The sequence below is a fragment of the Lacticaseibacillus boliensis genome, assembly GCF_054784775.1.
Map to the genome: position 1 here is coordinate 17,186 of NZ_BAAIHN010000032.1, position 15,799 is coordinate 32,984.

The window sequence follows — 15,799 nt, forward strand, 5'->3', positions numbered from 1 at the left end:
CTAAACTAAGGTTTTGGTGGCTTGTAGCAGGCCAACAAGTGTCGCGGTGCTGGTCAGCAGCGGCACCTGGTGGCTTAACGCATAGTAGTTCAACGGCGTCGCGGTGTTTTGGTGGACGTCGAGGTTCAAGACTGCCCAAGGTTTGGTTGCCGGCTGCGTCCCGGACCACAGCACTGTCTTCAAGCCGGCGTGTTGCAGCTGGGCGCTTAACTCGGCGTCGGGCTGGGCGCTAACGATCAGCGTGTCGCCAGGGGCTGGTAGCGTGCAGTGGTAGCTGTCACACAGTGCTTTTTGCAGCGCTTCGAGGTAGGTGGCGCCCAGGCCGATGGTTTCGCCGGTGGACTTCATCTCTGGTGCCAAGCCGGTGGCCATGCCAGGGAGCTTGGTGAAGGAGAACACCGGGGCTTTGATGGCGACGCCAGGTTTTGGCGTCGGGCAGCCGACCGGCAGGTGCAGGTCGGCCAGCGATTTGCCCAAGATCAAGTTGGTGGCGAGTTTGGCCAGATGGTAGCCGGTGACCTTGCTCATGAACGGCACGGTCCGGCTGGCACGCGGGTTGACGTCGATGACGTACAGGCGATCAGCGACGATGAATTGCACGTTCATCATCCCGACACAGTGCACGGCTTTGCCGATGGCGGTGGCCGTCGCCACGATCTCGGCTTCTTGGGCGGCGGTCAGATGTTGCGGCGGGTAGATGGCGATTGAATCGCCTGAGTGGACGCCGGAGCCTTCCAAGTGTTCCATGATGCCGGGGATGAAGACGTCTTTGCCGTCGGATAAAATGTCGACTTCACATTCCCTCCCTTGCACGTCGTGGTCGATCAAGATTGGCTGATGCGGGGCGGCGGCGATCGCGTTTTGCACGTATTCTTCCAGCTCGTCAGGCGATTGCACGATCGCCATGGCCCGGCCGCCTAAGACGTAGCTCGGCCGTACCATGACCGGATAGCCGACTTGCGGCGCGATCTCGCGGGCCTCTTCGAGATTCATCGCGGTGGCACCTTGAGGCTGGGTGATGTGCAACGCTGCCAGCAATGATTCGAATTCGTGGCGGTCTTCGGTTTGGTTGATGCCAGCCAAGCTGGTGCCGAGGATCTTCACCCCTTTGGCGGCGAGCTGGGCGGTGAGGTTGATAGCGGTTTGCCCGCCAAACTGCACGATGACGCCCAGCGGTTGCTCCAAGTCGATGATGTGCATGACCGACTCTGCCGTCAGCGGCTCGAAGTACAACTTGTCGGAGATGGAAAAATCAGTCGATACCGTCTCGGGGTTGTTGTTGACGATGATGGCGTGATAGCCCGCCGCTTGTATCGCCTGGACGCAATGGACGGTGGTGTAGTCGAACTCGACACCTTGGCCGATCCGGATCGGGCCGGAACCGATGACGACGATCGAGTTGCCCAACGGCTTGGATTCGTTCTCGCCAGGGAAGTTGGTGGAATAAAAGTAGGGCGTTTCCGACGCGAATTCGCCGGCACAAGTGTCGACCATCTTATAAACCGGCTGCGGCAGCAGTGCGGCGACGACGTCTTCGGCGGCGTCGGCGGCGCTGCTGATCATCTTGGCGGTAAAGCCCAGCTTGCCGGCGTCAACGGCCTTGGTGGCGGTCAGCTTGCCGTTTTGCAACATGACCTTGGTGTCCCAGATGTGTTGCAACTTGTGCAAGAAGAACATCGTGATCTGGGTGTGGTCGTGGATCTTCTCCAGCGACCAGCCTTGACGCAAAGCTTCAAACAGGTAGAACAAGCGGACGTCGGTCGGGTGGTCGAGCTCGTCGGTCAACTCGGCTTCAGTCGGGGTGGTTTTAGGTAACAAGGTCGTCTGCATGGTGGTGTTGAGCTCCAGCGACTCGATCGCCTTGATCAGCGCTTCTTCAAGCGTCGTCCCGATGCCCATGACTTCCCCAGTGGCCTTCATTTGGGTGCCCAAGTGGCGATCGGCAGTGACAAACTTATCGAACGGGAACCGCGGGATCTTGGCCACAACATAATCCAGCGTCGGCTCGAAGGCGGCGAAAGTCGTTTTGGTGACCGGGTTTTGGATCTCTTGCAGTGTCAGGCCGACCGCAATCTTGGCCGCGATCTTGGCGATCGGATAGCCGGTCGCCTTACTTGCCAAAGCCGATGACCGGCTGACCCGTGGATTAACTTCAATAATATAATATTGGTCGCTGTTCGGGTCTTGGGCGAGCTGCACGTTGCAGCCGCCTTGGATGTTCAAAGCCGAGACGATCTGTAGCGAAGCGGAACGGAGTTTTTGAAACGTCGGGTCGTCGAGCGTCTGGTTCGGTGCCACGACGATCGAATCACCGGTGTGGATACCGACAGGGTCGAGGTTTTCCATGCAGCACACGGAAATAACGGTGCCCGCGGCGTCGCGCATGACTTCAAACTCGATTTCTTTGTAGCCGGCGATCGATTTTTCGATCAGGCATTCCGTGTTAGGGGATAGCTCCAGACCACGCTGGCCGATCTTGCGCAGTTCGGCTTCGTTGTGGGCAATCCCGCCGCCGGTGCCGCCGAGGGTGAAGGCCGGACGAACGATGACCGGATAGCCGCAGGTCTTGGCAAAACTCAGCGCGGTGTCTAGGTCGTGCACGGTAAGCGATTGCGGCACCGGCTGATGGAGGTCTTCCATCAGTTGTTTGAATTCCTGGCGGTCTTCGGCTTGGTGGATCGTGTCGAGGCCGGTGCCCAGCAGTTGGATGTTTAACCGGTCCAAAACGCCGGCGTCATCTAAGGCGACGGCGAGGTTCAAACCGGTTTGGCCACCAAGCGTCGGTAACAAGGCATCGGGGCGTTCTTTTTCCAGAATCGTGGTGACGGAAGCGACCGTCAGCGGTTCGAGGTAGATCTTATCGGCGATATCTTGGTCGGTCATGATTGTTGCCGGGTTGGAGTTGATTAGCACCACGGTGTAGCCTTCTTCTCGCAACGAGAGGCAGGCCTGAGAGCCGGAGTAATCGAACTCCGCGGCTTGGCCGACGATGATCGGGCCGCTTCCAATCACGGCGATTTTGTGAATATTGAGGTTCTTAGGCATGGGCAGCGACCTTCTTTTCCATGAGCTGTTTGAATTGCGTAAAGAAGTTGACCGCGTCGTGAGGACCGGGGTTAGCTTCTGGGTGATATTGAACGGAGAACATCGGCAGCCACTTGTGCGCGAGGCCTTCAACGGTGCCGTCGTCACCTTCGAGTTCGGTGACGACTAAATCCGTGTTGGCGAGGCTGTCGGCGTCGACCATGTAGCCGTGATTCTGGCTGGTGATGATGGCGTGGAATGAATCGACGGCGTGCACGGGATGGTTGATGCCGCGGTGGCCGTATGCCATCGGGCGAGTCTTGGCGCCGTTGGCCAAAGCAAGGATCTGGTGTCCCAAGCAGATGCCGGCGGTTGGGTAGAGGTGTTCGAGCGCTTGGATCAGCGGTAAGACATCATAGTCGGCCGGATCGCCAGGGCCATTAGATAGTAAGATGCCGTCTGGATGGAGGTTTTGGATCATCGCCAAATCTGCGGTGTAAGGCACGACGGTGACATCGATGCCGGAAGCGACCAGCGAGTCGATGATGGCTTGTTTGGTGCCGAAGTCGATCATCACCACATGCTTGGCGTTCGCGGCGTCACTATGGTAGGTGCTGTGGCCGAGCTGTGGTTGTTTCTTGCAATCGGCGTACAGCGTTGCGAAGGTGGCGTCAAAATCACCGGTCAGCGGCTGGTTCAACAACACCGCCTGCATCGTGTGGCTTTGGCGAATGTGTTTGGTCAACGCGCGGGTGTCGACGTTGGCGATGCCGGGCACGTGATTGTCTTTGAGAAATTGATCCAGCGTGATGCCATCGGGGCCGGGTTCGTTTTCCAAGGTATGCACGATGGCACATTGGGCCAAGATGCCGGCGCTTTGGTTACGACTGAGATCGATGCCGTAAGTTCCTATTAATGGATAGGTAAAAGTCAACAGTTGGTTGGCGTAACTCGGATCGGTCAAGGCCTCTTGATAGCCGACCATGCTCGTGTTGAACACCACTTCGCCGGCGATTTCAAGATCAGCGCCAAAGGCAAGTCCTTCAAAGTGAGTCCCGTCTTGTAAATAGAGATATTTTTTCATGTTGCGCCACCTCGTAATTTTATGCACTTGATATTCATTATATGTTGTTCATATTTAACGGCAATTTCATGAGAATGTCAACAGAATATTCAGAGATTATAGAGAAAAACGGCTTTTTTAGCCGTAAATTTGAATAAATACTGAATAAAAATCACGAAACGCTTGTATTTTTCTGCCGATGGGGGTAAGCTACTGTCATTCAATATTTTGCATAAGGGGCAATGATTTATGAAAGTAGCTTTAGTAGGCGTCACCGGTTATGCCGGCATGGTGCTATATCAACTTCTCAAAGGGCACCCAGCCGTCGACGCGATCAGTCTTTACGGTCATGATCAAACAGCCGCCGTGCCACTATATGAGGCCGTGCCCCAATTTGGACCGACCGAAGATAACCTGTTGCTTCCTTATGACCCACAGGCGATCATGACAGACAACGACGTGTTGTTTTTCGCCACCAGCGCCGGCGTCACCAACACTTTGGCCAACCCATTCATTGAAGCCAGCTTCCCGGTGATCGACCTTTCCGGTGATTACCGCCTGAAAGATCCGGCCACTTATGAGAAGTGGTACCACAAGCCGGCCGCAGACAAAGCGGCGTTAGCAACCGCGCACTTCGGACTCGCAGATTTTGAAGCTGTCGGCGAGCACAAATACGTCGCCAACCCGGGCTGTTACGCCACGGCAACGCTGCTGGGCTTGGCACCGCTGATCCAGCAACACCTGATTCAAAAAGATTCGATCATCGTCGATGCCAAGTCTGGGACGTCAGGCGCCGGCAAGAAGCTGACGACCTTGTCGCATTTTACTCAGACCAACGACAACCTTCAGTTATATGGCATCAACACCCACAAGCACATTCCGGAAATCATGCAGGAATTGCAGCAATGGGATCCAGAAGTGCCGGCAATCCAATTCGCCACGACGCTTCTGCCGGTAACGACAGGCTTGATGGCGACGATCTACGCTAAGGTCGCCCCAGGCGTCGACGGCAAAGCGATCGCACAAGCCTACACGACAACCTACCAAGATGACTTCTTCGTCCGCTTCACCGGTGAGCAGCTGCCAACGCTCAAAGAAGTCGTCGGCAGCAACTTCACCGATATCGGGGCCGTGTATAACCCAGTCACCAACACCGTCTTAGTCGTCAGCGTCATCGACAACATGATCAAAGGTGCCGGCGGCCAGGCGATTCAAAACCTTAACCAGATGTTTGGCCTGGATCCACTGGAAGGTTTACCAACGACTGTTGCACTTCCTTAGATCGACTGAGCAAACAAATTAAAAACAGTCAATGAACGAATAGAACGCACAATTTTTATCAGGAGGACACGCGCATGACGATCACGAATGAATTTGCTTGGCCTAAAGGCTTTTACACCGATGGGGTGCAGGCGGGCTTACGCGATAAGAACGACATGGGTTGGTTGGTTTCCAGCGTGCCGGCCGCAGCGGCTGGGACTTATACCACCAGTCAGTTCGTCGCCGCGCCGACGAAGCTGTGCAAGCAGTTGATCAGTTCCAACCACCGCTTGCAGGCAATCGTAATGAACAGTGTGATCGCCAACTCCTGTACCGGCCAAGCCGGCTGGGACAACGCGCTCAGCGAGCAGCAACAAGTTGCCGAAAAGCTTGATATCGATCCTGCGCTCGTCGGGGTTGCTTCGACCGGCTTGATTGGGGCGCAGTTGCCGATGGACAAGATCCACGCGGGCATTGATGCCTTGGCGCTGAAGCATAATCCTGGCGTCACCACCGCGGTCATGACGACTGACACCCACGCGAAGATCGCGTCGGCCAAGCTGATCATCGACAATAAGCCGGTGACGATCTCCGGATTTGCTAAGGGGTCTGGGATGATCCATCCCAAGATGGCGACGATGCTCGGGTTCGTTTTCACCGACGCCAACATCTCCGGTTTGCAGTTGCAAGGCCTGTTGTCACAAGGCATCGATGAGACGTTCAACCAGATCACCGTCGACGGCGACACGTCGACCAACGATATGGTCACGGTGATGGCCAACGGATTAGCCGACAATCAGCTGCTGACGGCCAAACATCCGGCCTATGCCGCGTTCGCCCAGGCGTTCAACGAAGTGTTGGCGGCCTTGGCCCAAGGCATCGCGTCAGACGGCGAAGGCGCCACGAAGCTGGTGGAAGTTAATATCCACCACGCCTTTAACCACAAGGAAGGCCAGCACGCCGCCAAGGCCATCGTCGGCTCCAACCTCGTGAAGGCTGCGATCTTTGGGGAAGATCCCAACTGGGGCCGAATCATCAGCGCCTTGGGCCAAACCGATGTCGCGATCGACGTTGATCACGTCGCCATCACGCTGAACGGGTTCCCGCTTGTCGCCGATTCGCTGGAGCTGCCGTTTGATGAAGCAGCGGTCAAAAAAGCGATGGGCGCTAAGAAAATTACCATCGATGTCGATCTCAACGCCGGCGACGCTGAAGGGCAGGCCTGGGGTTGCGACCTCACCTACAAATACGTCAAAATCAACGCAAGCTATCGGAGCTAACAACATGCAGGAGGACCTTATGTCAGAATTGATCATTGTCAAATTAGGCGGCAACGCCGCGACGCAGTTATCCGAAGCGTTTTTCGCACAATTAAAGATATGGCATGATGCCGGCAAAAAAATCCTCTTGATCCATGGCGGCGGCCCGCAGATCAATGCCTGGAGCAAGAAGTTTGGGCTTAACCCGGTCAAAAAGGCCGGCATCCGGGTCACGGACGCGGCAACCCTGCAGGTCACCCAAGCCGTTTTGTTAGGCCTGGTACAACCACAACTGTGCCTGGCATTGAGTCAGCACGACCTGCCGGTGATCGGGTTAAACACTAGCGACGAGCACCTGCTGGTCGGGGATTTTCTTGATGAAGCGATCTACGGCCAAGTCGGCGCCGTCACCGGTGTCAACGCCCAAGCGCTGTCGGCGTTTCTCGAAAATCACATCGGGGTGCTCGCGCCGCTTGCGCAAACCGAAGACGGCAAGCTGTTGAACGTCAACGCCGACATGGCCGCCGCCGCTGTGGCAACCGCCATGCACGCCACCAAGCTGGTCTTGTTGACCGACGTGCCAGGCGTCTTAGAAGCCGGCAGCGTTGTCGCCAAGTTGACCCCACAAAAAGCCGCCCAGCTCATCGCCACCAACGTCATCACCAAAGGCATGCAGCCAAAGATCGAAGCCGCTGCCCACACCGCCCAAGTTGTGCACGAAGTCGTCATCACAGACGCCTTGGATCACGCAGGGACGATCGTGGAAGCCGCGATCGCAGGATGAAACCAGAGCGGAGCGGTGCGCACTTAGCGGGTCAGGTAGCCTAGCTATCGCATTTGGGGTGGGTTTTGCCCCGAATGCGATAGCGTAGCTAGCTGTACCCGCGTTGCACCGCGCAGCTCGACGAAGAAAACCAGAGCGGAGCGAGGCCGTACTTAGGAGGGAGTCTAAGATGGTTTGGACTCGTGCCGGCAACGCCGGTGCGTGGCCGAGACAGCTTAGACAGCCCTCCGTTGGCCTCGCGCAGCTCGACGAAGAAACCAGAGCGGAGCAAAGCGGTTTTAGCGATGTATATAAGGCGGTCTGGGTGCGTGATGGCAACGCCATCGCGTGACCGGAATGACTTATATGCAATCGCGTTGCTTTGTGGAGCTCGACGAAGAAACCCAGAGCGGAGCAAAGCGGTTTTAGCAGGTCGGGTAGCCTAGGGTCAGTGCTGGAGGCGTTCTTTACCCCGAGTAATAACCCGTGACTCGACGCTAAACCCAAACCATTAGGCATGTTGCTAAGACAGCCTGGACGCGTGCGTTCGCCGCACGAGACCGGGCTGTCTTAGACACAATGCCGTTGTCCCACCTAAGCCAAAGGCGTACCGTTAAAGCTGACAACATCACAACACTGCCACATTGCGGCATCGCGCCTCAACCCGATTAGTGAACGAGATTTCAGGAGGAAACAACATGAGCAATCTTTTTAATACATATGCACGGTATCCATTCGACTTGGTATCTGGCCATGACTGGCACCTTGTCGACAATCACGGCAAAGAGTATCTGGACTTCACCTCGGGCATCGGGGTGTGCAGTTTCGGGTACGGCGATCCGGAAATTACCGGGGCTGTGGAGAATCAGCTGAGCGCTGTTTGGCACACCAGCAACCTCTATGAATCTCAGCTCCAAGAAACGGTCGGGGGGATGCTCGCCGGCAACGACAAGCTGGCGTTTTTCTGCAACTCCGGGACCGAAGCCAACGAAGCCGCGTTCAAGCTGGCGCGCAAGGCGACCGGCAAGACCCGCGTGCTGGCCTTCAACAATGGCTTCCACGGCCGCACATACGGGGCAATGTCCTTGACCGGCAACCCGAGCATCCAAGCAGGCTTTGCGCCGCTGGTGCCGGATGTGATTTTTGCAGATTACAACGATCCCGAAGCGCTAGCCAAAATCGACACGGATCTGGCCGCGGTCATCCTCGAAGTCATCCAAGGCGAAGGTGGCGTGGTCGTCGGTGACAAGGCGTGGTTGCAATCCGTACAGGCCAAGTGTCAAGCAACTGACACGCTGTTGATCATCGATGAAGTCCAATCGGGCATCGGTCGCACCGGCTACAAGTTTGCTTTCGAAGCATTCGGTCTGGATCCTGACATCGTGACCATGGCCAAGGCGCTGGGGTCTGGTTTGCCGATCGGGGCGATGATTGGGAAGAAGAAGCTCGGGTTTGCCTTCACCCCGGGCAGCCACGGGACGACGTTTGGCGGCAACAAGCTGGCGTTGTCTGCGGCCAAGATGGTATTGACTAAGCTGACGCCTGATTTTCTCGACGGGGTCAAGGCCAAGGCTAACGCGGTGTGGACGACCTTAGACGACGCGGTCGCGCCGTTGAATGCCGTCACTGGGATCTCCGGCATGGGCTTGATGATCGGGATCCATCTCGACGAAAGCATCGATGTCGAAAAAGTGATCGGCAAGCTCCAAGAAGCGGGCATGCTGACGCTGTCGGCCAAGCACAACACCTTGCGCTTGTTGCCGCCGTTGGTGATGAGCGAAGCGGATCTGCAGAAGGGCTTGGCGCTGATCCAAGCTGTGTTGAAGGAGGCAAAATGATGAATCATTTTCAAAATCGGTCATGGCTGAAAGAAATCGACTACACGCCAAAAGAACTGAACTATCTCGTTGATTTTGCCGCGCATCTCAAGATGCTCAAGCACGCGCATATTCCGCATCCTTATCTGCAAGGCAAAAACATCGCGCTGCTGTTTGAAAAGACCTCCACGCGGACGCGCTCAGCATTCACCGTCGCGTCGATCGACTTAGGCGCGCATCCGGAGTTCCTGGGCAAAAACGACATCCAGTTTGGCAAAAAGGAAAGCACCGCTGACACCGCCAAGGTTCTCGGCCGCATGTTTGACGGCATCGAATACCGGGGCTTTGCGCAACAAACGGTGGAAGACCTCGCCAAGTATTCCGGGGTCCCGGTCTGGAACGGGCTGACCGACGAATGGCATCCGACCCAGATGATCGCAGACTTTTTGACCCTGAAGGAACACTTCGGGCATCTTAAGGGCCTGACGCTGACATATCTGGGCGACGGACGCTCCAACATGGGTAACTCGCTCTTGGTCACTGCTGCAATGCTTGGCGTCAACATTCACATCGGTGCCCCGAAGTCGTTGTGGCCGGCGGAAAACATCATCGCCATGGCCAAAGACTACGCGGCCAAAGCCGGTAGCCAGGTGCTGTTGACCGAAGATGCCAAAGTCGCCGCCAACGGCGCGGACGCTTTGTATACCGACGTTTGGATCTCGATGGGTGAAGAGATCGATGTGGCCGAACGGATCAATTCGCTGCGGCCTTATCAGATCAACGCCCAGCTCGTTGCCGCTACCGGCAAGGATGACACGATCATTATGCACTGCCTGCCGGCTTATCACGACCATGAAACCACGGTCGGCAAGCAGCTCGGTGAGCAATTCAACATGGATGCGCTCGAGATCACCGATGACGTCTTCAATTCACCGCAGTCGGTTGTGTTTGATGAGGCTGAAAACCGGATGCATGCCATCAAGGCGATCATGGCCGCGACCTTGGGCGACCTCTTCATTCCTGACAGCCTGTTCGATTAACTGCAGTGTGTTGTAAGCGATGTGGCTCTGTGTCTTCCCCCAAAAAGCGGGGTCTTGATACAGGGCCATTTGTTTCAACCGCGACAGTAGGGGACAATTCATATTGTTCGTTTCTTTGGCAAACGCAACAAGACGCGCTCTCATCTGAAATTAACAAAAAATCATGTCAGTTATCTTGACCGCTTTACTTGACGTGTCAGATAAGCGCGGTAATATTAAAGTTGTATGATATTCTTAGGCGAAGATTAGAATATGTTCGCCGGAAGTGTAAAGGATGGGATAACGGATGGCACAGACTTACATAAACACGTTCCAAAGTGGTGACAAGACGTACCAATATGCGGATATTGACGCATTCTTAGCAGACCACCAGGCGCAGGTCGACACCTTACCTTACACGATCCGTATCCTGCTGGAAGCGGCGTTGCGGCGGGCGAATCATGGCCAAGCGCAGGGAGAAGAACTGAAGGCTTTACTCGATTGGGATCATGCCCACGACCAAGACGTGGCGTATCAGCCTGAACGAGTGATCTTGCAAGACTTCACTGGTGTGCCGGCGATCGTTGATCTTGCCGCAATGCGCGATGACGTGGTTGCCCAAGGCGGCGACGGCGCCAGCATCAATCCGAAAGTGCCGGTCGATCTGGTGATCGACCACAGTGTCCAAGTCGATAAAGCGGGCAACGACGAGGCCTTCGCCTATAATGTCAAAAAAGAATTCGAACGCAATCAAGAACGCTACACTTTTTTGAAGTGGGCCCAACAAAGTTTTGATAACTTGCAGGTCGTTCCGCCTGACACCGGGATCATTCACCAGGTCAACCTCGAGCGGCTGGCCAAGGTCGTGATGGTCAAAGACGGCGAGGCCTTCCCAGACACGCTGGTCGGGACCGATTCGCACACGACCATGATCAACGGCCTGGGCGTGCTCGGCTGGGGTGTCGGCGGCATCGAAGCCGAAGCCAATATGCTTGGCGAAGCAACGCTCATGCCAACACCTAAAGTCGTCGGGGTCCGCCTGACAGGGCGCCTGCAACCAGGCGTTACCGCTACCGACTTGACCTTAACGCTGACGCACTTGTTGCGTGAGCACGGCGTCGTCGGCAAGTTCGTTGAGTTCTACGGCGTCGGGCTGTCGAGCCTGCCGCTGGCTTATCGCGCGACGATCGGGAACATGGCACCTGAATACGGCGCGACCTGCGGGTACTTCCCAATCGACAACCAGACGATCGATTACCTGCGCTTGACGGCGCGTTCAGAAGAACAGATCGCGCTGGTTCAAGACTACGCCAACGCCAACCACTTGGCCTACCGTCCAGTCGACGACGACATCCGCCATTACAGCGAAAACGTCGATCTCGATCTCAGCTCGGTTCGCCCGAGTGTTGCTGGCCCGACCCGGCCGCAAGACCTGGTTTATTTGGCAGACATGCCGAAGCAGTTTGACGACCGCCGCGACATGCCGGCTTATCCCGTTGACCTAGAAGGCGAGCATTTTGACCTGCGCCCAGGCGCACTGGGTCTGGCCGCTATCACCAGTTGCACGAACACGTCCAACCCGCAGGTGCTTTTTGCCGCCGGCTTGATCGCCAAAAAAGCCGTTGAATACGGCCTGTCCTGCCCGGCATACGTGAAGACCAGCTTCTCGCCAGGGTCGCGGGTCGTGTCGGACTACCTAACCGCCGCCGGCTTGCAAAAGAGCCTCGATGCGCTGGGCTTCAACCTCACCGGCTACGGTTGCATGACCTGCATCGGCAACTCCGGCCAACTAAAGCCCGAGCTGCAGGCGCGCGTTGAAGCAGAGCCGTATCCGCTGGCCGCGGTCGAATCCGCCAACCGGAACTTCACCGGCCGGGTCAACCCGAAGATCACTGACACCTACCTGGCCTCGCCGCCGTTGGTCGTGATCTACGCGCTTGCCGGCACGATGGATATCGACTTAGACAGCGAACCGGTGGGCATCGCCAAAGACGGCACTCCGGTTTACCTCAAGGATCTCTGGCCGAGCGACCAGCAGATCGCGGATCTGAACGCCCAATACCTGCATCCAGAACAGTTTGCCGCTAACTACAAGACCTTGTATCACCAAAACGCCAACTGGGATGCGCTCCCGACTGCCACCGGCACGACGTATGACTGGGATCCGGCGTCGACTTACATCGCCGCCGCACCTTTTGTCAGCGCCGATGGGAAGGCCCCACAGACGCTTTCTGGCGTGCGCGCGCTGGCAAAACTTGGCGACTCTGTGACGACCGATCATATCAGCCCGGCCAGCTTCATCGGCCGCGACTCGCCGGCAGGCAAGTACCTGCGGGCGCACGGCGTTGAGCCGAAAGACTTCAACTCTTACGGCTCTCGTCGTGGGAACCACGAAGTCATGGTGCGCGGGACGCTGGCTAACATTCGCTTGCAAAACCAACTGGCTCCAGGCACAACTGGCGGCTACACCACCTTGCCAGACGGCACGGAGACGACGATCTACGATGCCGCACAAGAATATGCCAAAACCGACACCCCGCTGGTGATTTTGGCAGGGAAAGATTACGGCATGGGTTCTTCGCGGGACTGGGCGGCCAAAGGCGTGAAGCTCTTGGGCGTCAAGGCAATCATCGCAGAATCCTTCGAGCGGATCCACCGCGCCAACTTGGCGATGATGGGTGTGATCCCGTTGCAGTACCAACCTGGCCAAACTGCCGAAACGCTCGGCTTGACCGGCAAAGAAACGTTTGAAATTAATTTAGACAACCATGTGGCACATGTCACCGCCACCGCAGAAGACGGCAAGGTCACCAAGTTTGACACGATCGTGCGGTTTGATACCCCGGCAGATTTTGATTATTACCAAGCCGGTGGGATCATGCCCCAGATGGTGACGACCGCGTTGGCCGATTGATATAGAAACCAACCATAGGAGGTTACTCAATGGACGTACCTAAAGGATTAGCAGGGGTAGTCATTACTGAAACCAAGATCAGCTCGACCAAAGATTCGAAGCTGACCTTTGCGGGCTATCCCATTGAAGAATTGAAAGACTTGCCGTACGAAGCCGTGGTGTACCTGCTGTGGCACAAGTCGTTGCCGACAGCGGCTCAGTTGAAAGAGATGCAAACCGACCTCGTGTCGGCGATGCACCTGCCGGATGAAACCATCCGCTTGATGGAATACGTCGCGCTGGAACCCCAGCACCCGATGAGTATCTTGCGGACGATGGTGTCGCTACTTGGGACCACCAACAACGGCGGTAAGCTCGACGAACCGCGGCAGATCTTAGGCAAAATGTTGACGGCCATCGCCGCCATCATTCGTCTGCGCGATTCCCAACCACAGATGCAGGCGAATCCTGAATGGGGTGTCGTCGAAAACTTCATGTACCTCTTCATGGGTCGGCGTCCGAGCAAGACGCAAGTGCGCCTGTTCAACACTGTCATGGTGTTACACGCCGACCACGAGCTGAACGCCTCGACCTTCACCGCTAGGGTGGTGGCTTCGACTAACGCTGACTTTTATTCATGTTTGACCGCCGCAGTTTGTGCCTTGAAAGGTCCGTTGCACGGCGGCGCCAATGAACAGGTCTTCAACATGTTGCAAGAGATCCGCCACACCGGCATCTCGCCGAAGCGGTATATCGACAACAAAATCGCCAACCACGAGAAGATCATGGGCTTCGGCCACCGCGTTTATAAAGACGGCGACCCCCGAGCGAAGATCTTGCGCGGCATCGCCGAGGAAAGTGCTGCCGAAACCAACAACCAGGTGTACTACGAGATCGAACAACAGTTGGCAGATTACATGCTGGAAAAACTCGGCCTGCATCCTAATGTCGATTACTACACCGCGGTGGTTTACCACAGCCTGGGACTCGATCAGTCGACGTTCACGGTGATGTTTGCTGCCTGCCGCACTGCCGGCTGGCTAGCGCACATCATGGAACAGCGCGACGAAGCGGTTTTGATCCGGCCGGCCAGCGAATACGTTGGCCCGACCGATCGCCATGTCAAAGCGCAGTCAGAAAAAAAGCAGACCGAGACGGTAAAGAAGTCTGCAGCTAAAAATTAATTGGATTTTACAGGAGGCAATCAGTGAGTACACCTATTACGATGACTGATAGCGGGTTGAAAACCCCTGATCAGCCGCAGATTCCATACATTCAAGGCGACGGCATCGGCCCGGAGATCTGGGCGGCCGCGCGGCTGGTGTTTGACGCTGCTGTGCGCAAAGCCTATGGCGGCGCGCGTCAAGTCGACTGGTTGCCACTGGCGGCCGGGGAGACGGCGTTTGCGGATACCGGTGAGTGGTTGCCTGAAAAGACGCTGGATGTGCTGAAGAGCCATCTGGTGGCAATCAAAGGTCCGCTGACCACACCGGTTGGGGTCGGGCACCGTTCGATCAACGTCACGCTTCGGCAGACGTTGGACCTTTATGCGTGCTTCCGGCCGGTGCAATATTTTGCGGGCACCCCGGCGCCGGTCGTGCATCCTGAACGGGTAGACATTGACGTTTTCCGTGAGAACACCGAAGACATCTACGCCGGCATCGAAGCCGACGCCGGCACGCCGGAAGCCAAGGCGTGGATGGCGCTGTTGAAGGAACAAGGCCAAGCCGGCAAGGTGCGCTTCCCAGACACCGCGGCTTTTGCAATCAAGCCGGTTTCCCAAGAAGGGAGCGCCCGCCTCGTGCACGCCGCGATCGCCCACGCCATCACCCATGGCAAAAAGCGCGTGACCCTGGTGCACAAAGGCAACATCATGAAGAAAACCGAAGGCGGCTTCAAGAAGTGGGGCTACGCGGAAGCGGAAACCAACTTCGCAGATCAGACCTTCACGATGAACCAATACGCCGTGATCCAAAAAGACGCCGGCAAGGATGTCGCGGATACCGCCTTGGCCAACGCTGAAGCGGAAGGCAAGGTGATCGTCAACGACATCATCTGCGACAACTTTTTCCAGCAGGCGCTGTTGCACCCAGAACACTTCGACGTGGTGGCGACCATGAACCTCAACGGGGATTACCTCTCTGACGCACTTGCCGCCCAAGTCGGCGGCATCGGGATCGCGCCTGGGGCCAACATCAACTACGAAAGCGGCCGGGCGGTTTTTGAAGCGACCCACGGCACCGCACCACAGTTTGCTGGGCAAGACAAGCTCAACCCGACCTCGATTATCTTGAGCGGGGCGATGATGTTTGATTACATCGGCTGGGGTGAGGCTGCAGACCTCATTCGTGCCGGGGTTGCCAAAGCCATCGTTGAACAGCACGTGACGGCTGATTTTGCCACGAGCGCAGACGCTGACGTCTTGGGCACCCACGCGTTTGGCGCGTATGTCGCCGGCAACTTGTAAAAAAATACCGTGTCATCACGATGTGTTTAAACAGAAGTTTGTCAAATTGTGTTGAAGGATAATGCCTATCCTTTGAAGGTTTCTCAGAGATGAGGAGCCTTTTTTTAGGCTCTGCGTCAACTGGTGTTGAAGAATAAATTTATCTTTTAGGAAAGTCTCCATGATAGGAGGCTTTTTGTTATTTTAGGCAGTTAATTGGTAGATGCGATTGAAGAAATTGGTTTGATTGCGAAA

At 56.3% G+C, this 15,799-nt stretch carries 10 protein-coding genes; 8 read left to right on the forward strand and 2 right to left on the reverse strand.

Features of this window, described 5'->3' with window-relative positions; translation table 11 throughout:
* Complete coding sequence (gene carB, locus ACYVRB_RS11550) at positions 1-3,045, reverse strand: carbamoyl-phosphate synthase large subunit (protein ID WP_461215511.1); 3,045 nt, start codon at positions 3,043-3,045, stop codon at positions 1-3.
* Positions 3,038-4,108, reverse strand: coding sequence for a carbamoyl phosphate synthase small subunit (locus ACYVRB_RS11555; protein ID WP_461215512.1), 1,071 nt, complete (start codon positions 4,106-4,108; stop codon positions 3,038-3,040). Before ACYVRB_RS11555 ends, carB begins: the two co-directional genes overlap by 8 nt.
* Before the next feature lie 228 nt (positions 4,109-4,336).
* On the opposite strand from ACYVRB_RS11555, the gene argC reads away from it, so the two are divergent.
* From argC to icd, 8 genes are all read left to right on the forward strand, one after another.
* Positions 4,337-5,368: an N-acetyl-gamma-glutamyl-phosphate reductase gene (gene argC / locus ACYVRB_RS11560; RefSeq protein ID WP_461215513.1), complete on the forward strand. Its 1,032-nt coding sequence runs from the start codon at positions 4,337-4,339 to the stop codon at positions 5,366-5,368.
* Positions 5,369-5,442: 74 nt separating this feature from the next.
* Positions 5,443-6,627 (forward strand): bifunctional glutamate N-acetyltransferase/amino-acid acetyltransferase ArgJ, encoded by a 1,185-nt coding sequence (argJ, locus tag ACYVRB_RS11565; protein WP_461215514.1) that lies wholly within the window; start codon positions 5,443-5,445, stop codon positions 6,625-6,627.
* 19 nt (positions 6,628-6,646) lie between these two features.
* Positions 6,647-7,390, forward strand: a complete 744-nt coding sequence (gene argB, locus ACYVRB_RS11570; RefSeq protein WP_461215516.1) for an acetylglutamate kinase — start codon at positions 6,647-6,649, stop codon at positions 7,388-7,390.
* Positions 7,391-8,067: 677 nt separating this feature from the next.
* Entirely contained in the window at positions 8,068-9,207 is a 1,140-nt protein-coding gene (locus ACYVRB_RS11575; protein WP_461215518.1) for an acetylornithine transaminase, read from the forward strand.
* Positions 9,204-10,226, forward strand: coding sequence for an ornithine carbamoyltransferase (gene argF / locus ACYVRB_RS11580; RefSeq protein ID WP_461215520.1), 1,023 nt, complete (start codon positions 9,204-9,206; stop codon positions 10,224-10,226). The genes ACYVRB_RS11575 and argF overlap by 4 nt, the downstream gene beginning before the upstream one ends.
* Before the next feature lie 286 nt (positions 10,227-10,512).
* Positions 10,513-13,119 (forward strand): aconitate hydratase AcnA, encoded by a 2,607-nt coding sequence (gene acnA / locus ACYVRB_RS11585; protein WP_461215521.1) that lies wholly within the window; start codon positions 10,513-10,515, stop codon positions 13,117-13,119.
* A 29-nt stretch (positions 13,120-13,148) separates the two neighbouring features.
* Complete coding sequence (locus ACYVRB_RS11590) at positions 13,149-14,282, forward strand: citrate/2-methylcitrate synthase (protein WP_461215523.1); 1,134 nt, start codon at positions 13,149-13,151, stop codon at positions 14,280-14,282.
* A gap of 23 nt (positions 14,283-14,305) precedes the next feature.
* A complete protein-coding gene (gene icd / locus ACYVRB_RS11595; protein ID WP_461215524.1) occupies positions 14,306-15,565 on the forward strand; it encodes an NADP-dependent isocitrate dehydrogenase in 1,260 nt (419 codons plus the stop codon).
* The last annotated feature ends 234 nt before the right edge of the window (positions 15,566-15,799 follow it).

Coding starts and splice junctions, on each gene's coding strand:
- ACYVRB_RS11555 (WP_461215512.1), bottom strand. CDS start 4,108: ATGAAAAAATATCTCTATTTACAAGACGGGACTCACTTTGAAGGACTT.
- carB (WP_461215511.1), bottom strand. CDS start 3,045: ATGCCTAAGAACCTCAATATTCACAAAATCGCCGTGATTGGAAGCGGC.
- ACYVRB_RS11590 (WP_461215523.1), top strand. CDS start 13,149: ATGGACGTACCTAAAGGATTAGCAGGGGTAGTCATTACTGAAACCAAG.
- argC (WP_461215513.1), top strand. CDS start 4,337: ATGAAAGTAGCTTTAGTAGGCGTCACCGGTTATGCCGGCATGGTGCTA.
- argF (WP_461215520.1), top strand. CDS start 9,204: ATGATGAATCATTTTCAAAATCGGTCATGGCTGAAAGAAATCGACTAC.
- ACYVRB_RS11575 (WP_461215518.1), top strand. CDS start 8,068: ATGAGCAATCTTTTTAATACATATGCACGGTATCCATTCGACTTGGTA.
- acnA (WP_461215521.1), top strand. CDS start 10,513: ATGGCACAGACTTACATAAACACGTTCCAAAGTGGTGACAAGACGTAC.
- argB (WP_461215516.1), top strand. CDS start 6,647: ATGTCAGAATTGATCATTGTCAAATTAGGCGGCAACGCCGCGACGCAG.
- argJ (WP_461215514.1), top strand. CDS start 5,443: ATGACGATCACGAATGAATTTGCTTGGCCTAAAGGCTTTTACACCGAT.